The 25,729-nt window shown below is 60.7% G+C and carries 19 protein-coding genes and 3 pseudogenes; 4 read left to right on the forward strand and 18 right to left on the reverse strand.

Annotation, left to right across the window (positions count from 1 at the left end):
• Positions 1–883: 883 nt before the first annotated feature.
• The 12 genes from NKI17_RS27455 to trbB form a co-directional block, all read right to left on the reverse strand.
• Positions 884–4,543 (reverse strand): DEAD/DEAH box helicase, encoded by a 3,660-nt coding sequence (locus tag NKI17_RS27455; protein ID WP_352907042.1) that lies wholly within the window; start codon positions 4,541–4,543, stop codon positions 884–886.
• A gap of 46 nt (positions 4,544–4,589) precedes the next feature.
• A complete protein-coding gene (locus NKI17_RS27460) occupies positions 4,590–5,402 on the reverse strand; it encodes a Hachiman antiphage defense system protein HamA (protein ID WP_352907043.1) in 813 nt (270 codons plus the stop codon).
• 371 nt (positions 5,403–5,773) lie between these two features.
• Positions 5,774–6,046, reverse strand: coding sequence for a DUF2274 domain-containing protein (locus NKI17_RS27465; protein WP_023718715.1), 273 nt, complete (start codon positions 6,044–6,046; stop codon positions 5,774–5,776).
• Positions 6,047–6,057: 11 nt separating this feature from the next.
• Entirely contained in the window at positions 6,058–7,275 is a 1,218-nt protein-coding gene (locus NKI17_RS27470) for a TraB/TrbI/VirB10 family type IV secretion system protein (protein WP_352854003.1), read from the reverse strand.
• Positions 7,276–7,285: 10 nt separating this feature from the next.
• Complete coding sequence (trbG, locus tag NKI17_RS27475; RefSeq protein WP_352907044.1) at positions 7,286–8,311, reverse strand: P-type conjugative transfer protein TrbG; 1,026 nt, start codon at positions 8,309–8,311, stop codon at positions 7,286–7,288.
• On the reverse strand, positions 8,301–9,032 hold the full coding sequence (trbF, locus tag NKI17_RS27480) for a conjugal transfer protein TrbF (protein WP_352907045.1): 732 nt from the start codon (positions 9,030–9,032) through the stop codon (positions 8,301–8,303). Before trbF ends, trbG begins: the two co-directional genes overlap by 11 nt.
• The gene (trbL, locus tag NKI17_RS27485; protein ID WP_352881791.1) at positions 9,033–10,355 is read right to left on the reverse strand and encodes a P-type conjugative transfer protein TrbL; all 1,323 of its coding nucleotides are present in this window, start codon (positions 10,353–10,355) and stop codon (positions 9,033–9,035) included.
• Between the two features lie 36 nt (positions 10,356–10,391).
• Complete coding sequence (gene trbJ / locus NKI17_RS27490) at positions 10,392–11,117, reverse strand: P-type conjugative transfer protein TrbJ (RefSeq protein WP_352578199.1); 726 nt, start codon at positions 11,115–11,117, stop codon at positions 10,392–10,394.
• Positions 11,114–13,564, reverse strand: coding sequence for a conjugal transfer protein TrbE (gene trbE, locus NKI17_RS27495; RefSeq protein ID WP_352907046.1), 2,451 nt, complete (start codon positions 13,562–13,564; stop codon positions 11,114–11,116). Before trbE ends, trbJ begins: the two co-directional genes overlap by 4 nt.
• Complete coding sequence (locus NKI17_RS27500; RefSeq protein WP_352907047.1) at positions 13,558–13,830, reverse strand: VirB3 family type IV secretion system protein; 273 nt, start codon at positions 13,828–13,830, stop codon at positions 13,558–13,560. Before NKI17_RS27500 ends, trbE begins: the two co-directional genes overlap by 7 nt.
• On the reverse strand, positions 13,830–14,138 hold the full coding sequence (locus tag NKI17_RS27505; RefSeq protein WP_352578196.1) for a TrbC/VirB2 family type IV secretion system protein: 309 nt from the start codon (positions 14,136–14,138) through the stop codon (positions 13,830–13,832). Before NKI17_RS27505 ends, NKI17_RS27500 begins: the two co-directional genes overlap by 1 nt.
• Positions 14,139–14,149: 11 nt before the next feature.
• Positions 14,150–15,118 (reverse strand): P-type conjugative transfer ATPase TrbB, encoded by a 969-nt coding sequence (gene trbB / locus NKI17_RS27510; protein ID WP_352578195.1) that lies wholly within the window; start codon positions 15,116–15,118, stop codon positions 14,150–14,152.
• A 56-nt stretch (positions 15,119–15,174) separates the two neighbouring features.
• On the opposite strand from trbB, the gene NKI17_RS27515 reads away from it, so the two are divergent.
• Positions 15,175–15,546, forward strand: coding sequence for a hypothetical protein (locus tag NKI17_RS27515; protein WP_352907048.1), 372 nt, complete (start codon positions 15,175–15,177; stop codon positions 15,544–15,546).
• Positions 15,547–15,648: 102 nt separating this feature from the next.
• Here the strand turns inward: NKI17_RS27515 and NKI17_RS27520 are convergent, their stop codons facing one another.
• Positions 15,649–17,679: a conjugal transfer protein TraG gene (locus NKI17_RS27520; protein ID WP_352907049.1), complete on the reverse strand. Its 2,031-nt coding sequence runs from the start codon at positions 17,677–17,679 to the stop codon at positions 15,649–15,651.
• 268 nt (positions 17,680–17,947) lie between these two features.
• On the opposite strand from NKI17_RS27520, the gene NKI17_RS27525 reads away from it, so the two are divergent.
• Both NKI17_RS27525 and NKI17_RS27530 read left to right on the forward strand, forming a co-directional pair.
• Positions 17,948–18,532 carry an FAD/NAD(P)-binding protein gene (locus tag NKI17_RS27525; protein ID WP_352907050.1) on the forward strand — a complete coding sequence of 195 codons (585 nt, stop codon included), beginning with the start codon at positions 17,948–17,950 and terminating at the stop codon, positions 18,530–18,532.
• A gap of 27 nt (positions 18,533–18,559) precedes the next feature.
• Positions 18,560–19,066 (forward strand): flavin reductase family protein, encoded by a 507-nt coding sequence (locus tag NKI17_RS27530; protein ID WP_352578191.1) that lies wholly within the window; start codon positions 18,560–18,562, stop codon positions 19,064–19,066.
• 193 nt (positions 19,067–19,259) lie between these two features.
• Here the strand turns inward: NKI17_RS27530 and NKI17_RS27535 are convergent.
• Positions 19,260–20,301 (reverse strand): annotated as a pseudogene (locus NKI17_RS27535) (ISNCY family transposase); the annotation flags it as partial.
• Between the two features lie 876 nt (positions 20,302–21,177).
• Between NKI17_RS27535 and NKI17_RS27540 the strand changes: the two are divergent.
• Positions 21,178–21,404: pseudogene (locus NKI17_RS27540) on the forward strand (DDE-type integrase/transposase/recombinase); the annotation flags it as partial.
• A 117-nt stretch (positions 21,405–21,521) separates the two neighbouring features.
• Here the strand turns inward: NKI17_RS27540 and NKI17_RS27545 are convergent.
• The 4 genes and pseudogenes from NKI17_RS27545 to NKI17_RS27560 all read right to left on the reverse strand — a co-directional run.
• A complete protein-coding gene (locus tag NKI17_RS27545) occupies positions 21,522–22,340 on the reverse strand; it encodes an aldo/keto reductase (protein ID WP_352529013.1) in 819 nt (272 codons plus the stop codon).
• A 182-nt stretch (positions 22,341–22,522) separates the two neighbouring features.
• Positions 22,523–23,248, reverse strand: coding sequence for a hypothetical protein (locus NKI17_RS27550; protein ID WP_352517354.1), 726 nt, complete (start codon positions 23,246–23,248; stop codon positions 22,523–22,525).
• 131 nt (positions 23,249–23,379) lie between these two features.
• Positions 23,380–24,522: a non-hydrolyzing UDP-N-acetylglucosamine 2-epimerase gene (gene wecB, locus NKI17_RS27555; protein WP_352496367.1), complete on the reverse strand. Its 1,143-nt coding sequence runs from the start codon at positions 24,520–24,522 to the stop codon at positions 23,380–23,382.
• A gap of 723 nt (positions 24,523–25,245) precedes the next feature.
• Positions 25,246–25,725: pseudogene (locus tag NKI17_RS27560) on the reverse strand (NAD(P)/FAD-dependent oxidoreductase); the annotation flags it as partial.
• Positions 25,726–25,729 lie beyond the last annotated feature (4 nt).

The raw sequence follows: 25,729 nt of genomic DNA on the forward strand, positions 1-25,729 counted from the left end.
GCGATATTCGCGGATGGCAAATGCGAACAACCCATCCCGCTGAAGTTGCCGCCTATCGGGCAAAGGCGCGTCCATGGCATCTGCGTCGCCTCCGGCGGAGAGCAGGCCGCTTCATCCTACTTCGATGACCCGGACGGGACTTTCATGATCATGCCGCACCTTCGCGGGAAGGACCATGTTAACTTCACCCTGCCGCATCATCGGCCTTTCTGCATTGGCGACGTCGATCCCGATGGTCCCTTCGTCCATGTGTTCAACATGGCAACCCTTGATGTCGTCATGTCGGAATTCGACACGATTACCGACTTCACAAAATACCTCAACGCGCGTGCAGGTCTCATTCGATCGGGAAAGTTGTCGCTTTCACCGAGCGAAGCAGAGCTGGTGGCCAACTATCTGTTGATGATGGAGCCGAACGGGGAGCATCGGTTCCCTATGATTTCGGATGTGAAGGGTACCAACGCAGATGCTGACACGGCAATTGCATTTGTGCAGGGCGAATACGCCTATCTGGTCCGCTCCCCGGAATATCAACGGCGATGGACGGCGAACCGTATCTCGTATGAGTGGGACCGGCTGATAGGCCTTTTCACCCACGGGGTCCTGAACGACACCCAATTCCGAATCTTAGATACCGATCCCACCGTCGAACTCGCGGAACGAGCGCTGCGCATTATGGCGAGAGAAGACCGTGTGCAGCGCCGCGTGCTCGCTGAGGCGATCATCGGTGCGCGGGAAGCACTCGAAGCGCAGAAGATGGGACGGCTTGCCCGCATCGCCATGACACGTGATCGGTCCACGGGTGAAAAAGTCGCCTATGTCTTTCTTGTTCTCGCCGGCGCCGACACAATGGCGCAGGAAGATTATCGCCGTGTCAGAGCAACTATGCTGCAGACATACTGCCTCGCTGCTTTGCACGACGACCGTGATCTGAAACTCTGCGTTGGAATCGCTGTGATGGCGATCTCCGATACGGGCGACTCGGAGGATCTCGTTGCCTATCCGCAGCAAGAGTGGACACCGGAATTGATCGAAGACTTGGGCGTGGACCGCGAGAATTTCGAAGTCCTGCAAAAGCCCCTTGAATTGAAGACAACGCCCATCCACGCAAGCAGCTTCCCTCCCGATCCCGCGTTTGAAGGCATGAGCCGGCAGCAGCGTCGCGCGCTGGAACGTCAACGAGCGAAGCAGCAACGATCGGCGTGGCGATCGCGATGAGGTGCGCGCCGAACCGAAGCGATTGCGATTTCGGAGCCGCAACGGGCTGGCAGAATCCGGGTGAGCGAGCCGAATTTAGTTGCCATGAAGGCCACGATCGCTTGCTGTTCGCCACGTCACCGCTTTCGCGCGGTCGACGTAGAGGCAGTCCGCATTTTGTGCTTTGGTATGATGAATTAAGCTGTTGGTGGTCACTCAGACGCTGGCAATGGTGAAGGACGCTCGATCGCGGACGTCCCGCAGATTGCAGGCCTGTTTCAGTCTTAGCCGGACGAAAGCTCGAACGCGACCTCCTCGAAGTACCTTGGGAACGGCTTAATAGTGGCCAGTACCAATTCTCGCTCAGCCCGACATGCCGTGACCACGTCGCGATAGCCGTCGACGGCCGGGAACGCGGCGCCGAGGGCCTGGGCCACCACCCTGTCGGCGAACCCCGCCTCTTGGAACGCAATGCCGCGTCACTGGGCAGACCATACTTGATCTTTTTCTGGACGGTCACCAGCCGGGAATGCAGATCTTGGGATCTTTCCTCGACGAGGTCGGCCAATGCCGCGACGACCATCGACAGGTCGTACGCGAAGCCGCTTTCGCACAGGTGGACGACGTGTTCCGAAGTCGCGTTCGCGTTGCCGAACCTGACGCGGGCCGCCGTCAACGGCATCCGGATCTGGTCATAGGTCTTGCCGGCAATCCAGTCGGCAAAGCAACCCCACCGCAATTCCTCGGGGACTGCCGCCAAAACCGGTGCGTGGGCGTGCCGGCCCGCCTTTTCCAAAACCACGGTCAACAGCTCTTCCTCAGTATGGGTTACCGACAGCAGTTCCAGATGTTGGTCCATCCAGTCAGCCAACGCTTTTACGTCGGACGGCGGCAACGGCGACTTTCTCACCAGATTTATCAGGCTTAGGTCCGCACCCTGCTGGACAGCTTTGGCGGCCGCCTGGAACACCACAAGGACCTTAGCCTTCAGATCGTCTTCCGAGAGGTGATACGCCAAGGTGCTGCGCGCAAGTTCCTCGACACGTTCATCGGCGAGGTCGTTCTCGAAATTGACGTAGGAAGCCAGATACGATGCTATGCTCTGCACCGCGCGCGCCCTTTCGGTGAGAAACCGGCTGAATTCCTTCGCTTTCAGCCCTGGGCGCTCGCTCACTGCGACCGCTGTGTATGCAGCTATGATCTCCTTGGTAGCGAACGTGAGATCAAGCCATTCGGCCGGCAGATCCAACGTGATCGTTGGCACGCCCCTACCTTTCTGCTCGAAGCTGTCGAAAAGCTTGAGGATGGCGCTAGCCGACGGTTCCGAATTATCTGCGTTGAGCAATCTTCTTGTCTTCGACCAGCGCCATTGGCCGTCCCTTTCTTTTTCGTCGTAGAGCGACGGGGCGGAGAATATCACGTTACCTTCGGTATACATGCCTGCTCGGCCCGCGCGCCCCATCAAGTTGTGAAAATCGCGCACCGCGATCTCTTCCTTGCCCTGCTGGGTGGATGTCACCACGAGATAGCGTATCGGAAAATTCACGCCCTGCGCCAGGGTAGACGTGCAGACCACCATTCGCGCAAGGCCTGCCTTCATGGCGTGCTCGATGGACAGCCGCAGGCCTGGCGGCGTGTTGGCGTGGTGCGACAGGATCCCGAGCCTCGCGGCCTTCGATACGCGCCCAAGCCCGAGATGGGTTTGACAAAGATCGGCTATTTTCCGGATCTCGTCTCCGTGAGAGTTGGCCAAGGGCCAATCGAGCGTTGAACCGCGCTCAGCCACATCCACTGCGCGGTCGCAAATCGTGCCCACGCTCTCCTTCTTTCCGCAGAAGATGGCTACGCTACCGTTCGCCGCAAGGTGTTGGCCAAGATAAAGGCCGATGTCAGTGTTGCTTCTGGCGGTACCCCGCTCCGGAAAGCGCCTTTCTGTTCGTTCGCCTTTCTTTGCGGCCAGAACCTTTGACTCCACGATGCGAGGCACGAAAAATTCGTCCGCATTGGGATCGGACGGGCTGACGTAGCGCAACCAGGCCCGCTCGAACTGCCAACTCGCGAAGGCGATGTTCCTCACTGTCGGCAGCAGTCCGGATCCCGACACCACCGCGGTCTCGTCGCCGATCAGCCAACCGGCGATGTCGGCTGCGTTCCCGATGACCGCTGAGATCAACACGACCTGTGCGTTCTTAGGCAACGAGATACGCATGGAGGCAAGCAACAGCTCGTACGTAGGGCCGCGGGTCAATCCATCGAACTGATGTCCTTCGTCGTAGATAACCAGTCCGACCTCTTCGGCGAATTCCGGCTTGCGCCGAAGCATGTAGAGGAGCTTTTCGGGAGTCACGACGAACACCGAATTCTGCTTTCGCGCCTCCTCGAGATCGATGTCGAAGAGGTAGGAGTCCGAGATCTCGTTGATCAGGACCTCTTCGCCAGCGAATGAGCGCACCAAATCTGAGCGGATGTCGTGGCATAGAGACCTGAAGGGACCAACTATGACGACCAGCGACGAGCGCCGCGCCAGGAAGTGCGCGCGGATCATGAACTCCGTAGCGCGGGTCTTGCCCGCAGACGTCGGCATCTGAATTACCGCAGAACGTCCACTTAAAATCCCCTGTTCGCAAAGCAGCTTCTGGGCCGGCCAAAGCTCTGCGGGGAAAGTCTCTTTACGCAGGGCTGGCCCCCAATCGGCCAAGTTGAGTCCCGAACTCAGCGGCAGAAGCGTACGGGCCGCTCCGTCCAGTTTTCGAGAGATAAGCGCGATCACGAGGTCGGCGTAGAACAGCTCGCGGGCCGACCCCGCCGAATAGGCTTCAGCCTTCAACTTCTCGCAGAGAACGCGGATTTCTTCGGCTCCGCCCTGCATGACGTAAAACGCCCGCATTGCGGCCAATATCCCGTCAACGAAATGACGGTGCGCGAAGACCTCCTCCACCGGATCGAAAAGCCCTTTCAGGATCCGGTAGGCCAGAAAGGCAAGGCCGTGCCCGAATTCCAAGGCTGGAGGCTCGGCCTTCTTTAAGACAACCGCTGCGCTGCCGATACTGTCGGACAAATAGTAGGATGCGGCGCATAGGAGGGAGAACTCGTTCGTCAGATTTTCGTCAAGCCTGGACTCCAGGAAGGCGTCGAAATACCGGGCGGAGAAGTGAACCATATCACGGATCGATCCGTCTCGCTCATCCCAAGACCTCGGCCGGTCGCTCTCTGCCTCCATAGCGATGAACCGGTCCGCAAGGGCCGCCGCGGAGTCGCCCAGTATCCCGACCGCCAGGACCACCAGCGAGTCCGGCGCGCGCGTGAACTCGTTGTAGTCCTCCTCCTCCGCCCTGAATTCGAGCATCTTCGCTCGGGACCGGACGGAAGCCAGCAATTGGATGGAGTTGCGCTCAGGCTTCATTGGCGGCCCGGTCGTAAAGGGTACGCACGAGGTCCATCATCGAAGTGCCGCGAATGATCAGAAGCCGCAAGTTCTTTATGTTGGGATGGTGCTTGGCGAGCGTTGTCGTGAAATCGACGCTGTCGAATACCTTTTGGTCGAGCACTGCGCCCGCGGCGTTGACGCGCCTAAAAGGTCGATCGTTGTGATTCTGGAAGCGCTGCACACGTTTCGCCGCCGCGCGGTCGTTGCGAAGCAGACGTTGCTTTATGGCGTTCAGGGACATGGCTTCGCGGGTCATGTCCTTGATGGAATCCTCCACTGCGTTCTGCAAGCGGTTTTTGTACTTGATCCTCAGGCCGGCCTTCGACTCTATCAGCAGAAGCTCATCCCTTGGATGAGCAGGGGAGTCGCCATGAAACTTGAATGCAACCACGTCGCAGCCGTTCGACGGAACGTTCCGGTTGTCGCGGTTCTCGTATCTGCCCTCCCGAGGGCACCAGTAGCCCAAGATATACTCAGCGAAGTCGGCGAGCAGGATTTCGCCGAAGTCGCCCGAACGGGTGCCGGGTCCGGGAGCCTGGATGGGGTCCGGAAACTTTACCGTTGCCAAATAGGTGGCCGGCGTGTGCACTGTGCCCTCGATCGAGTCCGCCAGATCTTCGTCTTTGCAATAGTGCTGCCTGAAATGCCTCGCCCATGAGGACAGCACCGCGTCGTCTGGCTCGTGTCCGAGTTCCCAGACCTCGACCTCGATGCCTTCGGTCGTGGCGATATTGGTCGCCGTCTTCTTTAGCCAGCCGATATGCGCAGGTGCCGCCATGATTCCCCCCGATCATCACAGTCTCTAGCATTCCCCGCCCGACGACCGGAACCGCCTAAGATGGATATGTCGAAGGTATGGCATACGGACCAAGGCGCTCGGCCAAGACCAAGTTCAGGGGCAGGAAAGTTCCAAGATGCATCTGAAAGGAGCAGGTCAAGAGGTTCTGCGGGCTCTTTGCCTTTGAAGGTGTCCGCTCCTGGCACTCTGCCGCTTATGCTGAATGACCACAATGGGGCCAGAGCCGGCATTGGTTCGGGGCAGATCAGCTCGTCTATTTTGCCCTGTGTTTCGGCTTGCCGCCGGCAAGTTGCTTCAATGCATTTGCCCGCCTAGAAAGGTGCCCCCTCGGACTCACTGGTCGCTGTCATTTATTCGGACCCTGAAATTGGCTGCCGCCGCGATTTCTCTGACTTGTCGACGACAGGGAGCCCTTCCTTTCTGGCCTTGGCAAACGCTCGATCGCTCTCCAGGAACTCCGCCAGCATGAACGGGATCAGTTCCGCTACCGATTCGGACTCGCCATAGGTCTGACGATAAAGCGCCGCATAGTCCTTCAGTGCTTGGTTCAGGTCTGCACTTACGCTTATGGTGATCTTCGAAGGTGTCCGATCCGGAAGTTTGCCGAGTTTCAGATTGGTCATGATGACTCCAGTCAATTCGGGTACGGCCGCAGCACAAGATCCTTGTGCACGATGACGCGCAGTGGCCAACCGGGCCGGATAGTGATGGTGGGTTGGATATTGAGGTTCTTCTCGGTGATGCGCTGGCCAGCTCGACTGACGTTCTGCTGAGCGGATTCGCGGATTGCTTTGACTAGGTCGCTTTCGTCTTCCCCGAGGCTCAGCTCGGTGCCGACCCCTACCAACGTGGCCAGCGCAACGCCTTTGATCAGCTGCCAGGTGTGGAAATCCACCTTGTCCTCAAGCCCGGCATAGCCGGCGGTGTCCGTCGCCGGCAGGTTGTCGATTTCGATCGAAGAGCCGTCGGGCAGCAGTATCCGTTGCCAGACCAGCAGCGCGCGCCTTTGTCCAAAGGCAACAACGCTGTCATAGGTGCCAATCAGGCGAGAGCCTTGCGGAATGAGCAAGGTGCTGCCGGTGACTGTGTCGTGCACATTCTCGGTGACCTGTGCGACGACGAGGCCGGGCAAGTCGGAATTGATGCCAGTGATCAGGCTCGCTGCGATGACGCTGCCGGCCATCAGCTGATACGGCGAAGCCGGCGTCTGCAGTGCATGCAGATTGTAGATTCCACTTGTGTTCCGCTGGCTGACAAAATCGAGCTTGCGCTGTTGATTGTTTTGGTCGCCCTCGGCCGGTGCAACGGAAGCTAAATCGCGTGCGGCATCGGATTGTGGAGCCGTTGCCTCAAAGGGTGGACGCCCGCCCTGCCCGTTGCCGGCGATCTCCGCTTGCCGGGGTCGATTTTCGATCCGGAAGAAGACTTGCGATTCGCGTGCCTCGACCGCCTGCTGTGCAAGGCGCTGCTCCTCCGCCGAAACCTCCTGGCCCGGCGTGATGCCCAGCTGGCGTTGGTGCTCAAGGATGGGGCGGCCGAGGTCGCCGGGCAGCGGTGGTCCAAGCACCGGAGGCTTGGGCTTGATCCCGGAATAGTCCTTAGGCAGCCGTTCAATTGCCTCCGCGGTTGGCTTCCGCTCAGTGTTGTAAAGCTCTTCAGCCTGCTCTTTGATGCGCAGCGCCGGTCCGTGCAGCGCCATCATGGTGACGCCTAGAACGGTGCCGGAACAAACAGCTGCAATGGCGACAATAATGCCGCGCTTGAAGCGCACAGCGCGGCGAGGCGAGGCCCGCAGCTGCAGCTGTTCTGGATCGAGTTTCGGTGGAGCATCGGAGCGGGAAGTATCCGTCATGGGCCGTCCCTCACCTGCTGGAACGCGAAAAGAGCAATAGCCGCCGCGGCGCTTGCCTGCCGTCGGTCCTCGTGATGCGCACCACCTGCTGCTGCTTGGCGCCGAGGCGCAGTTCGGCCGCGGCGAAGAGGCGATCGACAATGTAATAGTTGCCCCGCATGCGGTAGTTGACGAGCTGGTTGTCCCCGTCAGCACCGACGATGAAGAGCGGCGGGGCCTCGCCCTGATCGATGCGGCGCGGAAACTCGATGTAGACCTTGCTGCCATCATCGAACGCGCGCGTCGGCCTCCAGGGCGGCATGTCCCCGGTAATCGAATAGCGGAAGCGAATATTTTCGAGAGCCACATTCGACGCCACTGGCATAGCAGCCTCGGCCTGCGCATTGCGCCGGCGTAGCGCGATGATCTGGTCCTCGCTGTAGGTCCAGGAGATTGCCGCCATGGCGGTCTTATCCGTGCTTTGAAGCTGCAGGTGATAGCTTCGCCGGTCCGTGGTGATCACCAGATTGGTGGCAAGTCCTGGCGCGAAGGGCTTCACCAGCACATGGGTGCGCTGGTCATCGCCGGAGCCACTGACGGTGTCGCCAATTACCCAGCGCACTGTATCGCCGGCCGACACGGATTGGAGTTTCTCCCCTGATTGCAGAGCGATATCGCTGACGCGCTCCGGTGCGGCATAGAGCTGGTAGAGCGCGCCTTCGGCAAAGGGGTAAACCTGCACCGCATTCACATAGCCATATTTGGTGGGTTGCTGCGTCGCCGCCTTGTTGGCATCGGCGACACGTTCTTCAGGCGAGCGCTTGTCTTCAGCAGCCCTGCCCGGCTCGGGCTGCAACTGGCCGGGCAGCGGCAGCGGTTTCGGCACTTCCACGACTTTGACGGGCTTCTCCGGCGCCTTCTCAATCGCCGCCGGCTTGAAGTCAGCATGGTCATAGGAAATCTGCGGCGGCGGCACCGGCTTCGAGGCACAGGCGGAGATGACCGCAGCCGCCGAGAGGATTAGTGCACTGCGGAGCGACGAGAGTCTATTTATCATTGGCGGGCTCCTTTGGGGGAACGGAAGTCTGCGCGGCACTGTCGAGCTCGCGCGACCAGTCGATGGCATTGATGAAGACGCCGAGCGGGTTTTTGCGCAGCTGATCGGTGTTGTTCGGCGGCCGGATCACAATGGTGAGGATCCCGGTCCAACGCGTTGTGCTGGCGAGGCTGCCGCGCTCAAAGACCTGCTCGGTCCATTTGACTTGAAAGGAGCTGTCGGACGCTCGAACCACGCTCGTCACCTGCACCGAGACGCTGCGCGTGCCGATCTTGCCGAACGGGTCGTTGGCCTTAGCGTACTCGTTGAGAAAGAGGGCTCCACGGTCGGTGGCGAAGTCGTAGGCCGAGAGCCAATTCTGCCGCACCAGCACCGCATCGGTGGAAACAGAGCGGACATTCTGGATGAAGCGGCCGAGATGCCAGGCGATCTGGGCATCGGTGGGCTCGTAGTCCCGGATTGCTGGGGCGACGGCGCGCGCCTCGCCGAAACGATCTACCTCGACGACATAGGGCACGACGCGGCCCTGCATCGACTGCCACAAGAGTCCACCAGAGAGCCCGGTGGCCAGAGCCAGGCAGCCAAAGGCCATCAGGCGCCAGTTCCTTGCCTGCACGCGCGCTGTGCCGATGCGCTCGTCCCAAAGTTGGGCGGCCTTCTGGTATGGCGTGACGGGCTGCGGCGTCTTCCCGTAGCGTTGAACAGGTCGCTTGAAGAGCATCTAGTCTTCCTTGTCATTGAGAGAGGGGTTGGCGCCGCTTCCACCCCGATCGCCATCACGGACGGCCTGCGTGGCGGCGTGGCGATGGGCGCGCGCGGTCTGTTCGGAACGCAAGCGCCTCGCCCACGCCGGCGCGGCATTGGCACCTGACGCGGCAGGGTTTCCGGTCATTGATGCGGTCGGCGTGCCGCCCGTCGCGGTCCAGGCGGCATCGCGGCCGGCATCGGCGCTGCGCCGGAATGGTTCTGTTGCAGATCGCATTCCCCGCATCGCGGCGCCGCCAGCTGCGCCGGCAACGCCCTGCAGTCCCGCAGCTACGCCGGAGAGGCCGGACTCGGGCGATGTTGCACGCCCCATCTGCCAAGCTGTGGAAGCAGCCGATCCCATGGCCGTGCCGGCTCGAACGGCGGCGAGACCGCCGCCGGTTGCCATGCGCGCGCCGGCAAGCGCCGCACCTCCGGCAACGAGCGTTGATCCGGCGGCCGCCGCGGTGGTTCCGAGTGCGGCTCCCGCGCCAAGCTGCGGCGCGCCCGAGACAAGACCCGAGGCAATTCCCGGCCCGAAAATGCCGAGCCCAAGCAGCGCCAACGCGCCCAGTACCTGTGACATGGCCGCGGCCAAGTCCGGCTCCTTGCCTTGCAGCGCGGAAGCGAACTCGCCGAAGAGCGTGGAGCCGATGCCGACGATGACAGCAAGCACCATCACCTTAATGCCCGACGAGATCACATTGCCGAGCACGCGCTCGGCCAGAAACGCCGAGCGGTTCCAGAGCGCGAAAGGCACTAGAACAAAACCGGCCAATGTGGTGAGTTTGAACTCCAGGATGGTGATGAAGAGCTGAATTGAAAGAATGAAGAAGGCGATGAGGACCAGGAACCAGGCGAGAAGCAGCACGAAGATGGTCAGCGCGTTGCCAAAGATCTCGGGGAAGCCGACTAGCTGGCTCGCTTGATTGAGCAGCGGCCAGGCGCCCTCGAAGCCGGCCGCGGCAATGCGGCCTGGCCGCAGGAGACTGTCGGCGGACAGATTGCCGGCCGATGCGTTGATGCCGAGCCCGGCAAAGGAATGGTAGATGATGTCGGCGAGGTTCTTAAAATTGTTCAGGATGAAGGCGAAGGCGCCGACATAGAGCACTTTTCGGACAAGCCGGCCAAGAACATTGGGCTCGCCGCCGAACGCCCAGACCAGGCCTGCCAGCGTGATGTCGATGCCGATCAGGATGGTGGTGAGAAAGGCGACGTCGCCCGAAAGCAGACCGAACCCGCTATCAATATAGCGGGTAAAAGTCTCCATGAAGCGATCGATGACGCCGAGGTCATTCATGTCGCCGCCTTCCTCGTTGTCTTGAAGAACTGCTGATCAGTTGCCGGGATAGGCCGTACCGGTGCCCAGGAAACGCTTCGTCGTCTCGCGGGCGGCTTCCTCGGACTGCGCCTTGCGGGCAGCATCTTCGGCTTCAGCCCGGAACTGGGTCGCGAGCAGCGTCTGGATCTGCATCTGCTGCTTGGTCGAAAGCGCGATCAGCTGATTGGTGGCCTGGCTTGCCTCAAGGGCACCTGCCGCGCCCTGACTGCGGTTGACGAGGTCGGTAAGCAGGTCGCCGTCGGCCCGCACGTTCTCCACGATCTGCGACTGCGCGCTCATGGTTTGGCGGAACGCCTGCATGGCGTTTTGCCAGCGCTCGCGCGCGGCGCTCGCCACATCGCTGACCTCGATTGTGGCGTCGTAGCTTTCCGGATATTGCACACGCCACTGGTTCTGAAGCTTGTCGAGATCGAAGCTCAGGCCGCTGGCCTGGGTCATCAGGCCGTCGATCCGTTGGAGCGAACCTGTGAGCTGGCCCACGGAAGAGAAATCCAGGCGCTGAAGGTTGCGCGCCATGTTCTGCAGCATGGTCGCCTGGTTCTGAAGCGACTGGATCTGGTTGTTTATCTGCTCCAGGGAACGTGCCGCTGTCAGCACGTTCTGCGCATAATTCGACGGATCGAACACGATTAGGGCGTGGGCCGGCTGGACGTAGTCGGCCATCGGTTTTGCGATTAGGGAAACGGTGATCAGGCTGGTGAGAAGGCGGCGCCGCATCATGACGATTGCTCCTTGTCTGGTTGAGGGAATTGCTGGAGAAGCTCGGCAGCCCAATCGAGGCCGCGCGCACCCAGGAACCGGGCGGCAAAGCTGTCCTGTCCGTGCTCCGACAGGACCCTGTCGATCAGGGTCTGCGTGGCCGGGTCGGAGGCTCCGCAAAGCGCAAGCGTGATCGGGCCGAGCCCGAGCTCGAAGAGCCGGTTGCCGCGACGCGACTGCAGATAGTATTGCCTCTTCGGCGTCGCCCGGGCGACCAGTTCTATCTGCCGCTCGTTCAGACCAAATCGCTCATAGGCCACCCGCGCCTGCGGTTCCACGGCACGGTCATTGGGAAGAAAAATGCGCTGGGGGCAGCTCTCGATAATCGCCGGCGCGATTGTTGAGCCAGCAATGTCAGCCAGCGACTGCGTGGCGAAGATGACCGACACGTTCTTCTTTCGCAGCACCTTCAGCCATTCACGGATGCGGGCGGCAAAGAGAGGGTTGTCGAGATAGACCCACGCCTCGTCGAGCATCAGCAGCGTCGGCCGTCCGTCGAACCGCTCCTCGAGACGATGGAAGAGATAGGTGAGCACCGGCAGCACAGCGCCTTGGCTGTGCATCAGCTCTTCGGTCTCGAAGCACTGCACATCCGACAAGGCCAGCCGATCGTCATCGGCGTCGAGCAGACGCCCGAACGGGCCATCGAGCGTGTACGGCATCAACGCGGATTTCAGCGCATTGGACTGAAGCAAGACCGACAACCCAGTGAGCGTGCGTTCCTGCGCCGGCGCGGTGGCAAGGCTGGTGAGGGCCGACCAAATCGCCTCCTTCACCTCCGGCGTGACGGTGACATTCTCATGGGCGATGAGGCCGGCGATCCATTCGGCTGCCCAGCTGCGGACAGCCTGGTCGTTGACATTGCGCAGCGGTTGGAAGGCAAGCGCACCGTCCGCACCAAGCGCATGGTGCTCTCCACCCGTGGCGAGTGTCGCCGCGCGGGCCGAGTTGCCCTTGTCGAAGACATAAACCTGTGCGCCGGCATAGCGGCGGAACTGCAGAGCGATGAGGGCAAGCAGAACCGACTTGCCGGCACCAGTTGGACCGACGATCAGCATGTGACCGACATCGTCGACATGGGTGGAAAGCCGAAACGGGGTCGCCCCGCTGGTCTCGGCAACAAGAAGCGACGGTGCCTCCATCCGGGTGACTTTCGCGAGATGCTCGTTTGTCGCCGGACCGGCCCAAACCGACGATAGCGGCATGAGATGGGCAAGGTTCAATGTATGAATGAGCGGCTGGCGAATGTTGGCATAGACATGGCCGGGCAACGAGCCGAGCCACGCCTCGACCGCATTGACGCTTTCACGGATTGTGGTGAAGCCGAGTCCGTTGACGATGCGCTCGACCGCGCGAAGTTTCTCCGCGGCGGCTTGGTGATCCTCGTCCCATACCGTCACGGTAGTGGTGAGATAGCCGAAGCCGACATGATCGCCGCCCAACGCCTGAAGTGCTTCGTCGGCGTCGAGCGCCTTGTTGTCGGCATCGCTGTCGACGAGCGGGACCGGTTCGTTGGTCACAACTTCGCGTAGGATCGCGACGATCGATTTGCGCTTGGCAAACCACTGCCGCCGCAACCGGGTCAGTGTCTTGGTGGCTTCCGTCTTGTCGAGCGGGATGAAGCGCGTCATCCAGCGATAGGCGAAATCTTGATGGTTAAGGGGATCCAAGATTCCGGGCCGGGTGAGGCTCGGGAAGCCGAGAATGGTAAGGGTACGCAGATGCTGCTCACCTAGCATCGGCTCCAAGCCGCCGGTGAGCGGTGCATCGACCAGCACGCCATCGAGATATATCGGCGTCTCCGGGACGGTGACAGGATGGCGGCGGGGCGAGATTGTGCCGTGTAGGTAAGTCAGCGTCTCGGCATCATCGAGAGCGCGCACTTCGGGCATAAAGCCCGACAGGAGATCCAGGACGCGGTCGGTCTCATCACGAAACCGCGCCAGTTCCTGGCGCCAGTCTCTTACGCCCTGGGAATGACGAAAGTCGACGAGTGCGCTTTCCGCCCGCGCTTGGGCGTCTGGCGGCGGCATAAATAGCAAGCTCAGGTAATCGCGGCTCTCGAAGTGCTCGACCTTGCCCTCGAAGGCCGCACGCCGTTCTTCATCGACCAGCCATGAAGCCGCGTCGGGAAAGCGCGAATTCGGATAGCCCAGCGCTTCGACGCGCTCGGCTCCGAAGAACAATGCCCAGCCGGAGCCAAGCCTTCTCAGCGCATTGTTTGCCCGCGCGCAGATGCCGACAAGTTCGGCTTCCGTCGCGCTTTCCAGATCGGGGCCGCGGAACCGGAAGGTCCGTTGAAAGCTGCCGTCCTTGTTGAGAACGATGCCCGGAGCGACCAGTGCGGCCCAAGGCAGATGATCGGCAAGCCGATCGCCCTTACCGCGATACTCCGAAAGGTTCAGCATGCAAGCCACCCCTTCAGGCGAAGATGACGGACAAGCACGCCGGCGAAGTCCGGATCGCGGCGAGCGGCAAAGACCGCGAGCGTGTGGCCGGCGATCCAGAGCACCAGCCCGGCAATCCACTGCTGCAGGCCAAGGCCTATTGCCGCGGCCACCGTGCCATTGAGGATCGCCACCGCTCGCGGTGCGCCGCCCAGCAGGATCGGCTCGGTCAATGCCCTGTGAACGGGAATCTCGAAGCCTGCGATATGCTGCTCTCCGGTGGCCATCAGACGAGTGCCCCGCCGCCGAAGGAGAAGAAGGAGAGAAAGAAGCTCGATGCCGCGAAGGCGATCGACAGGCCGAAGACGATCTGGATAAGCCGGCGGAAACCGCCTGCCGTGTCGCCGAAGGCGAGCGTCAGGCCGGTGGTGATGATGATGATCACCGCGACAATCTTGGCGACCGGTCCCTGCACCGATTCCAGGATCTGCTGCAGCGGCTGTTCCCATGGCATGCCGGAGCCCGCTGCGTAAGCTGGGGCCGTAATAAGAAACGCGAGCGCGGTGGACGAAAGAAAGCGAAGGTTCTTGCGCATGAGGTGACCTTTCAAAGCTGCTGGAGTTGCGAAAGCGTGAGCGGGGCGACGACGTAATCGCCGCTGCCGTCGAGACCGGTGACCTCGGCGATCGCGTCGATGCGGCGCGAGGATCCGCGCCCGGCGATGAACACGATCAGATCGATGGCATCGGCTATGAGGCGGCGGGGAACGGTGACGACGGCCTCCTGGGCGAGTTGCTCGATCCGGTAGAGGGCGGAGCGCGCCGAATTGGCGTGAACCGTGGCGATGCCGCCGGGATGCCCGGTGTTCCATGCCTTCAGCATGTCCAGGGCCTCCGCGCCCCTGACTTCGCCCACGATGATGCGGTCGGGTCTGAGCCGCAGCGTCGAGCGCACGAGATCGGCGAGCGTGACCGACCCCCGCCTCGTCCTCAAGGCGACGCAATCCTTCGCCGCGCATTGCAGTTCGCGCGTGTCCTCGATCAGGATCACCCGCTCGTCGCAATCGGCGACTTGTGCCAGCAGCGCATTGGCAAGTGTTGTCTTGCCCGATGACGTGCCGCCGGCGACCAGGATGTTGCGCCGCTCGCGCACCGCCTTCCTCAGGGCATCGGCCTGCACCTGCAGCATGATGCCATCGGCGACATAGTCGGCCAACGTGTAGAGTTTTGCCGCAGGCTTTCGGATGGCGAAGCATGGCGCCAGCACGACTGGCGGCAGCAGACCCTCAAAGCGCTCGCCCGACGGAAGTTCGGCACTGACAATCGGATTGTCCGCATGCGCCTCGTCGCGCACGTGTGACGCGACCAGGCGAATGATGCGTTCCGCCTCGGACGGGTGCATATGCACGCTGGTATCGCCCCGGCCTTCACCCAACCGGTCGAGCCACAGCGCACCGTCGGGATTGACCATCACCTCAATGACGGTCGGATCGGCAAGGGCTTCGGTGATCGCCGGGCCCATGGCGGTGCGCAGCATGGCGCGGCGGCGATGCTCGGCTTCTGGATGAGAACTCATCCTTCCCCTCCCCCACGATTGTCTTTGCCAAGAGACCGTTTCCCAGAAGCGAGCTGGTGGCCGACCTGTTCGACAAATTTGTCGAAACGCTCCTGGGCAATCGCCTGCGTCGCCCTGTCCGGAACCGGCGTGTGCGCATGAAGCGTGATCGAAAAGCGGATGAAGAGCGCCAAGCTCTCCAGGATCACCTCGACATCGCGCCTGACATGGCCGAGGTCGCGGGAAAGACGGTCGAGCCTCACACCGTAGCGCTGATCGAGCTCGTTCTCACCGCGCCGCTCGATGAAGGCCTCGACCGCCTTTGCCACGATCGCGGATTTGGTGGTCGAGGGATCACGACTGAGTTTATCCAGCCTCTTGCTCAACTCGAGTTCGAGCAGAAACTGGTGGCGAATGCGGTGGGGCTTCATGAAGCTCGTTCCAACTGACCGACGCTGATGCGCCAGCGGCAGGAACAAGCATCGGCCAGACACCCCAAATTGCTTATGGCCGTTATCTACGCTGAGATGCGCTCTGCCTTTGAGCGCCGTTCAGAAGCCGGGCACGATGTCCTTGTCGTCGCCCATTCCCTCGTTGAGGCCGTACGCACGTGCTGCGGTGGAAATCCGGTCCATCACGCGTTGGTCGGCAGCCGCCTCGCTATCATCGTCAGCAGGCTTGAGCAAATCCTCCTGATCAGGCTCTTGGGCAAGGAGGGGATGGTCTTCGGGCAGACCTGGATGACGCTGCTGCTGGAGACCGCCGTCCTCTTCGATTGCTGCGCCGGTGCTGTCGCCCTCGGCTGCAAGACGGCGGTCAACGCCGCGCACCTGTCCGACCCAATCGTCCGGGCGTGACGCAGGGGAGTCCGCGTAGGGACCCTCGCGTAGCGCCAGCGAAGGCAGCACCCGTTCGGTGAAATTCTGATCCTGGTAATAGCGCAGTTTCTTCGCGCGGATCGGCGGCAACCCCGAAACCAGTATCAATTCGTCTTCCTGCGGCAGCTGCATCACCTCGCCCGGCGTCAGCAACGGCCGTGCGGTTTCCTGGCGGCTCACCATGACGTGCGAAAGCCAGGGCGCCAGCCGATGGCCGGCATAGTTGCGCATGGATCTGAGCTCCGTCGCCGTACCGAGCGCGTCCGAGATACGCTTGGCCGTGCGCTCGTCATTGGAGGAAAAGGCAATCCGCACATGGCAATTGTCGAGAATGGCGTTGTTCTCGCCATAGGCCTTGGAGATTTGGTTCAACGATTGCGCGATCAGATAAGCGCGGATGCCGTAGCCTGCCATGAAGGCGAGCGCAGTCTCGAAGAAGTCGAGCCGACCGAGCGCCGGGAATTCATCCAGCATCATCAGGAGCTGATGCTTGCGGCTCTTCTTTGCATCGCCCTCCAGCCGCTCGGTCAGCCGCCGGCCGATTTGATTGAGCACCAATCGCACCAGTGGCTTGGTGCGCGAGATATCCGACGGCGGCACGACCAGATAGAGCGACATCGGTCGCTCGGCATCCACAAGGTCGGCAATGCGCCAGTCGCAGGCCGATGTTGCCGCGGCTACGGTTGGATCACGATAGAGCCCGAGAAACGACATGGCGGTCGAGAGAACGCCTGAACGCTCGTTCTCTGACTTGTTCAGCACCTCACGGGCCGCCGACGCCACAACGGGATGGGCCTCAGGCTTGTCCGCCGCGCCGAGGTGGTTGGTCATCATCATCTGCTGCAGTGTCGCGGCAAATGAGCGTTGCGGGTTCGACAGGAAGGTGGCGACGCGGGCAAGCGTCTTTTCCTCTTCGGCGTAGAGCACGTGCAAGATGGCGCCAACTAGGAGTGAATGACTGGTCTTCTCCCAATGGTTCCGCCGCTCCAGCGCGCCTTCCGGATCGACGAGAATGTCTGCGATGTTCTGAACGTCGCGGACCTCATCTGGACCTTTGCGCACTTCCAGCAGCGGGTTGTACCGCGCCGATCTCGGATCGGTGGGATTGAACAAAAGGGAGTACGAGAACTTCGACCGCCAGCCGGAGGTCAGCTGCCAGTTCTCGCCTTTGATGTCGTGAATGACGGTCGAGCCGGTCCAGGAAAGAAGCGTCGGAACGACCAGTCCGACGCCCTTGCCCGAACGTGTCGGCGCAAAGGCCATGACGTGTTCCGGTCCGTCATGGCGCAGATAGCGATCCTTTAGTTCGCCAAGGAAAACGCCGGCCGGCTGAAACAGCCCTGCCTTCTCGATCTCCCGAGTCGCGGCCCACCGTGAGGAACCATAGGTGGTGACCAATCCGCGCTGCCGCGCGCGCCAGAGGGAGCCAGCTATCGCGGCGGCACAGCCTAGGAACCCACTGGCTCCAGCAAGCATGCCGGCCTTGTCGAAAACCTCAGGCGCATAGGCGTCGAATTGAAACCACCATTCGAACAGTTTCCACGGCTTGTAGACCGGCCAGGCCGCCGCGACAAACCATGGCGCGCCGAGTGGCGGCTGATAGGAGAGCATGTGGGCGCACCATTGGGTTGCAGTCCACACGCCAAGAATGACAATTGCGAATACGACAGCGATCTGCCCAATCAGCAACTTCGTGGGTGTCAATGGCTTGCTCCGCTCTTCTGGGCAGACGGACCAAACATCGCGCCGAGCGATGAGAATTCGAACGGCCTCTACGTGCGACTAGGTGCGATGACAAGGTTGATAGGTATTGTTCAGCTGCGAACAGCGAAAATCCGCCGCAGCAACCTATCGGCGTGCCAGGTACGCGGTTTGGTTGCAGAAATGTTGGCATCTGCGCGGGGCACATCTGTGTGGTGAGGAAGGCGCATCCGGGCCACGATGATGCCAAGCGTCAGGGGACTGGCACCCGGTGCTTGATGCCGTCCGGCGTCGGGGACTGGCCATCTGGCAGGCCTTGCCGCTAGCCGAGCAGCGCCGCGTGGTGCGTCATCTTCGTGCGCTGTGGGATGTGCATCGCTTCCGCATCGCGCCACAGATCGCGGCCGTGCTCGATCGCCGCGTTGCCGAGGGCAGGCTTGCCTATCGCGCCGCATCGATTGTCGGCGCCGAACAGGCAGACGGATGCATTCGCGTGCGGCAGCGGCTGCGTGGCCAACGCAGCCTCGTTGTCGATGCTTTCGACAGTGTGATCGTGACGACCGGACCGGCGCACGCCGATGTCTTGCGGACCAACACAGCGATTGCGGCGCTCGAGCGGATGAGATTGGTCCGGCTCGACCCGATTGGTCTTGGTTTGGAGACCGACAGTCAAGGCCGTGCGGTCGGCACATCCGGGCGCCCGACCGACAGCATTTTCGTTAGCGGGCCACTGGCGCGCGGCAGCGTTGGCGAATTGATGGGAATTCCCGAAGTCACCGCGCATGCCGAGCGCATCGCCGCTGAAATCGACGAATGGCTTGGATATCAAACGGCGTTGCGCCACAAGGTGTCATGAAGCTGCAAACACGATAAGGCTATCCAGATGACACTGACCGAACGCGTTCCCCCAGTGGAAACCCGGATTCCCCTGAAATTTGCGATGCGACACTTGGCCGGAGCTGTCTCCGTGGTGACCGCAGGTGTTGGCGACGAACGGACGGGCGCAACCGTTACCACCGCCCATTCCCTATCGGTCGAACCAGAGGTGATGGTTGTGAGCATCAACCTGAACTCGTCTACCTGGGCAGCCATCAGCCGGCATGGGCATTTCTGCGTGAATGTGCTGCGTGCCGACCAGATGGCGATTGCCGACCGTTTCGCCGGACGCGGTGACCTGAGGGGGGCGGCGCGTTACGAGGGAGCCCGCTGGTCTAGCCTTACAAGCGGCGCATTGGCACTCGACAGCGCGCTCGCCGCGGTCGACTGTACGGTCGAGGACACGATTATTCGCCACAGCCACGCGCTGATCCTCGGCAGCGTCCGGCAGGTGGTGAGCGGAGAGCCGGGCCCGGCGCTGATCTATCATCACGGCGCATACGGATCATCGTGAGCTTGTTGGGTTCGGCTCCTTTCCAAACAGCTTGATTAAGCTAAACCGCGCGAAGCGATGTAAAGCGCCATCAGCCTGGCACTGGGCCACGGCGCCCCATCGCGCGAAGGGCAAGGTCGAAACCTTCGTCCACCGAGTTCACGATCCGGCCACTCAGTTCGTATCCAGGCAGACATCGGGATGGCGGGACAGGAGGCAGGGCAATGCCGTCGTGCATGACCTCGAGGCGACCATCGGGGTAGTCGCAGACGACGACCTTTTTGCGGGCAAGTCGCCTCGCGGTATCGGTCGGATCGAGAATGAACAGCACCTTGTCGTAGCGCAGTGTCAGGGCCTGAGACAGCGTGCGGACCTCCTTGCGGCACATGGCGCCGACCAGATTCTCGTGATCGGGGCGGCCCATGTCCTTCGGGTTGCGTGGTTCTTTGCGAAAACGTGCGTTAAAGTCCGCCATTGAATGCCGGCGCAAAGGCGTTGGCCGCCTCGATGGTGTTGATGCCGCGAAGGCGCAGTTCCTTCATAAGCCGGTCCTGCAGCGTCTGATGGGCGCTTAACACGACCTTTTGCCTGTGGGGAGTTGGCGCAGATGATGTGGATGTTGAGCTCGTAGAGAGCCCGGCCGAACTGCGTCAGGCCACTGCTTCTATCCTTCTCCGAACATGTGTCGTCCGGAAGACGCCATGCTTGTCCCTGTAGAAAGAAAGCGGCTTGCCCCAGCGCCTTGCGGCATGAAAATAGTCGAACGTGTTCTCCGACCCCGCAAAGCGCAGATGCAGCAGCTTGCCGGTCGCGTCGTCTATGAAGACGAGCATGCCGCATTTGGGGCCACGATTCTCGAACCACCAGTGATGCGAGCCGTCGATCTGCACCATCTCGCCGAGACAGTCGTGCCGTCCGCGCGGCTGGTGCACGCGGCGCTTGCGTTCACGGCCCGATGTCCAGATCCCGGCCTCCGTCATCCATTTGCGCAGCGTCTCTGCTGACGGCGATTTGATGCCGCTCGATCACTCTTCGTGGGCAAGCGTCGGACCGAAGTCGACATAGTGTTCGCGGATCAGCTCCAAAGCGAAGTCGCGAATGCCATCGATGATGCGATTGTTGGAGCGTCGCCCCCGCGCCTTTTGTCGGAGAGCCGCCGCGCCGTCGCCCAGGAATGTCTTCATCAATCGTTGGACTTGCCGAGCAGTAATTCCCAACACGCTTGCGGCGGCAACGCTCGTCATCCGCCGCTCTATAACATCGACAAGACCTCAATGCGATTTCAGTCCCAAGATGCAATCTCCCCGCTCTCGAAGGCGAGAGAGTGGCAAGGCACAAGCAGGAGCGACATTCCTATTTTGCCAGATCAGGACATCTTAAAAAGTTGCAACGCATATTATGGAACTCGGTGGCGGTTTTCTAGCTGTTGCTTTTTCTCTCCTGCCGCAGCTTACGAAGTTGTGGAATCTCTCAGTAAACTGCGGGGGTTTGAACCATGGTGTCAGAGTCGGAAACGACAGCACATCGCGATGCCGTTGGGGGGGCGTCCACCGCATCGAGTAGGGCTGAGCATGAGGGGGAAGGCGGATAGCCGAAGCGTGACAGTGCTGATGACCCGAAAGCCCTCGCCAACAGGGCGGCCGTAGGAGCACCGGCATACCGTCAGGCGCGATGCGGACCGACAGCCCCCCGGCGAAGGGCGCTGATTGATCGATCGAATTTGAATTCGGGTCGTTTTATCAGCTGACATAATCCAAATCGAATTCCTCACGATGTTTCAGCACGCGCCTGGATTTTTCTGCATTTGGCTCCGGCGAAGACCCCGGTGGTGCGGTGTAAGCGCACCTCCGGCATCTTGGACTTGTTTTCATTAGCCATCCAGGACTGCTGCATTGCCGCAGCGATGGTTCCAACCTGCTAGGCGTCGCCAAACCGCGCATCGTTGGGTTGGATGCCGGATCCCCGTGGGCGACGTTGCCGGATCCAAACCAACCATGGCCGCGGACCAGAGTTGCCACGTCGGAATGGCCAAGCACCTTGCCGTCGCCGGACTTGATGGTTTCGCCGACATTGCCCGGCCCGGCGAACAGTCATTCATCAGCCCTTGTCGGTGGTGCCCAGTACGCTGGCTGAAACCGATCACGATCAGGAAAAGTCGATACTTGAACAACAGGATCGAGAGGACCATCGGCGCATTCAATCGCCGTGTGCGGCCGATGCTGGCCTTCAAGTCGCCGGCCACCGCCAGCATCATCCTGTCCGGGATCGAGATGCTTCACATGATGCGCAAGCGACAGGCAAGTACGCATTCAATCCAAATCCCTCCCTGGCCGAGCAGTTCGCCATGCTGGCGGCATGACAGCGGCCGGTCTCGACCACCTTCAGGACGCAGAAAAAACTTTGGGACCGAGCAGGGAGATTTTGCAGAGAGACAGGAAGCAGAGAGCGGTTGCTCATGGCATACTCATGCAATCGGTCAATCCCATTCCGGCGTCCACGGCACCTTGTTCTTGTCCACGCACCTGAAGTTCGTGCATGTGAGAGCGTCGATCCGCTTCATGTCGACGCTAGATAGAACGAAATCCATGACGTCGAAGTTCGACCGCATGTTTTCCGGCTTGGTTGACATTGTGTTGACGGCGACGCCTTTCTGCAGAATCCATCTCAACACCACCTGCGCAGCCGACTTTCCGTAGGCTATGCCGATCTGGCCAAATTGCGGATATTTGAAAACCTCCCCCCTCGCGACCGAAGAGAACGAAGCCAGCGGAACGCCCGTCTGAAAGGACATGTCGAGCAGAATTGACTGATCGAGAAGCGGGTGGAATTCAACCTGGTTGATCGCGATTTCGCCATTGGTGAATGATTGCGCGTCCCGCATCATTGAGGCCGTGAAATTAGAGACGCCGATCTCGGTCGCGAGTCCCTTACGCTTCGCGTCCCGAAGTAGGGCGAGAGACTTGCGATTGTCCCCGGACGGATCCGGCCAATGAAGGAGCAGAAGGGCGACCTTCGACACGCCAAGAGCGTTCAGACTCGCCTCCACCGATTTCAGGAACTGTTCCTCGGTGTAGTTCTCGGGATGCACTTTCGTGGTGATGAGAAGGTCGTCTGTCGAGACGTTAGCCTGGCGGATGGCCGCGCCCAAGTCGGCCTCGTTTCCGTACAGTTGAGCTGTGTCGAATGATCGATAGCCGACCTCGTACGCAGCGGCAAATGCCTTCTCCAAATCCTCGCCCTTGAGCGGATATGTTCCAAACGAACGTTCATGTCCCGGCCGAAAGCAGATCGACATTTTCCTTTCCTTTCCCAGGCGCCGTAGCGAACCGTGTGCACATTGAGCTGCTATAGATGGATGCTGTCCCAAACCACGGCGCGATCGATCGACTGGATCACCTTCCTCTCTGCCACGGCCATTCTCCGACTGACGTCCTTTCATAATGCAGTGGTCAACCTCCGTTGTGGATGGAGCCGACGTCAATCATGCGATCCAGCGAACGGATGAAGCTCCAAAGCTAGCCACATGCAATCCGTATCCGCGTAATACTGATGCCATGGATAGAGAAACCCGCCAATACTATCGCTTGTGCAATCGAAGAATGGCTGGGCGAAGCCCGGAGCCATCAGGATTTCTTCGGTCAGTGTTTCCCGCTGCTGCGTCTGAAACTTCTGCATCCGTCCCACTCCCATGATCTGCACATGGGTCTCGATGAATGGATGCAGATTGTGGATCAGGCAGTCCGTCGCTTCCGGAGCAAACCAAAGATTGGCTTTCGCGGCAAAAGTCATGCCGTCGGTCTCCGGGTTCCCGGCAAGCATTGCCGCTGCACCGCTCAGACGAATTTCAATAAGGTCGTCCTGCGATGAGCGGTAGAGCGGCAGTCCGAGAATTTCCGCGGTCGGGTCGGTGATCGTCTCCGCATATCGCGGCCACCCTAGAGTGCTCGCCCTGGCGCCTACTGTCTCGAGAACACGGATCACAATCATTGCCTGTGCGTTCTCGATGACCGCGTCGATGAGCGTGGTCGATGAAAATGGCTGGATTGTTTGCCGAGGCTTACCAGCGATCTCAACGACGGTATCACCGATGTTGAAGACGATATTGCGCCCGTGAAGTGCGAATGACGAAGCGCCCTCAATCAGTTCGGCGTCAACCACAGCGTTGGAGAAATTGAGATCTCGCCGGTTGTTACGCCTAGCCATGAGCTTCCTCTCTTGCCATCGTCGCCCGGTCCGGTCCGTCCGACAGGGACATGGTGGTGTTCGTGGGAGGGCGTGGATCGCAGCGAAATCCAAAGATCGGTGCGCGCCACGCCGCTGACATCTGGTGCCCATCAGCTGACCAGCCGCGCCTCGCGTGCCGTCTGTGCAGCGAAATATCTCGCGATTGCATCGATAACCCGAGTTGTCGCCTTTCCATCGCCGTAGGCGTCCACGGGCCGGGCCATTCGTGAATATTCGTCCGGATCGCGCAGCAGTCGGGTCGCTTCACTCACGATGCGGGCGGTGCTGCGGCCCACAAGGCGCGCTGTGCCAGCTTCGACAGCCTCCGGCCGCTCGGTGATGTCCCTTAAAACAAGCGTCGGTTTGCCGAGTGAAGGGCCTTCTTCCTCTGCGCCGCTGCTGTCCGAGATGATGATGTCCGAGCGCAGCATAAGGCTGCAGAAATTCCGGTACGGTAGCGGATCCACCACCGTAATATTCGCCTGGTTGCTCAGATAGGGCAACATGACTTCGCGCACTGCCAGGTTCTTGTGCAATGGGATGATGACACGCACGTTCTCCTGGGATGATAGCTGCACCAGAGCTCTTGCGATCTCGTGCATCGGTGCACCCCACGACTCGCGTCGATGTGCTGAGGCGACCACGATTCGCCGCGTATCGTTCTTGAGGTCGGCAAGTGCGGGCTCGGCGAAGGCGGGAGCATTTTCGGCCGCCCAATGAAGTGCATCGACGACCGTGTTGCCGGTGACCGTGATACGATCCTCACGGGCACCTTCGCGGATAAGGTTCTCGCTGCTCCGGATGGTCGGCGCCAGGTGGAGATCCGTTATCTGGGCAACGAGGCGCCGATTGGCCTCCTCTGGATATGGTGATGCAATGTTGCCGCTGCGTAAGCCCGCCTCGAGATGGATGATGGGGATACGGTGCTGGAAGGCAGCCAGGGCGCCTGCCAGGGTGCTCGCGGTATCGCCATGAACGATCACCGCGTCCATTCCCCATTGTTCCATTTGCACGGAGAGCATTTCCAGTATTCGATGTGTGACCTGCGACAAGGTCTGGCGAGGTTGCATGACGTTTAGTTCGATGTCCGGTCGAATACCGAATTCCGGTAAAGTGATATCAAGCATCTCGCGATGCTGCCCCGTGGAAACAACGAGTGGCTCGAACCTGCGGTCGAGCTTCATAGCGTTGATGACTGGGGCGCATTTAATCGCCTCAGGACGAGTACCGAAAATGAATGCCACTTTGGACATGATCGTCTCTCCAGAAGAATCTGAGGGGTCGCCGGCGACCGCGGTTGCCAAGGACTTGCATAGGGGGGCCATCCATCAGGGCCTAAGCGAACCACGTGTTGGCCAATCACAGCGGACAACGAGAATCCTCTAGCCGAGGTCGACTGGAATGCGAGCGTCGCTTTCTGGTGGACGGGGATGCGCCCTTCCCACAGAATGCCGTCTGACGCAGATCTCCTTCTTGTTTCATCCATCGCGGCTAACCGCGCCATCAATGCTGGTCGGCAGTTGCTGCCGCCACTCCTCAACGAAGAGACACAAAACTCGTGCCAATTTGGCTGATCGAGCTGAAGAAAAAACTTTGTGGTTGCTTTACAGCTATTTAGCCAAAGACAAAGGATCGGCTAAACAAGACTGTGTGTGACGGATCCGACAAAGAGACTGTGTGTCACGGACCCGACAAGGCCGACAGAAGGCGCGGATCTGGTGCAACGAAGAAAAAATTGGCCGCGTCGGTCCACGTTGGCGTTGGACCGCCCCTCAAAGCGTCGCTGACTCTTCACTCTTTCCCTGATCGCCCACCACAGTCCCGGCAGTGATTGGCGGAGAATGGCTGTGGGGTTCTGGATTGGCTTTTCGGTCGAAAAGCGAAGGGGATTTCGGGCTGACAGAATGGGAACTCTCGGAACGAGGTAACCCGATGATGGTCTATCGCAACAGAGGACTAACCATCTTTCCGTGCTGGTCGCCGGTGGCGACACCGATCACCGCGCCCTCGTCGTTGTAGAGCACTTCGGTTGCGGCAAAGCCGGGATAGATCTCGACGCCGAGCTCTTCCGCCTTGGTCGCCAGTCAGCGACAGACATTGCCGAGCGATACGATGTAGTTGCCATGATTGTTCATCAAGGGCGGCATGGCGAAGTTCGGCAGGCGGATCGAGCCGGCCGGGCCGAGCAGCAAGAAATGGTCGTCCGTCACCGTGGTCTTGAACGGATGGCTATCGTCCACGCACCAGTCAGGCAGCAGGCGGTCGATGCCGATGGGATCGACAACGGCGCCCGACAGGATATGGGCGCCGACTTCCGAGCCCTTTTCCAGCACGAGGAGGGTGAGATCAGGATTGACCTGCTTCAACCGGATCGCCGCCGACAGGCCCGCAGGCCCCGCGCCGACGATCACGACGTCGAATTCCATGCTCTCGCGTTCGGAGAGTTCGATCGTCATCGAA

Source organism: Mesorhizobium sp. M0816, assembly GCF_040320005.1.
GTDB lineage: Bacteria > Pseudomonadota > Alphaproteobacteria > Rhizobiales > Rhizobiaceae > Mesorhizobium.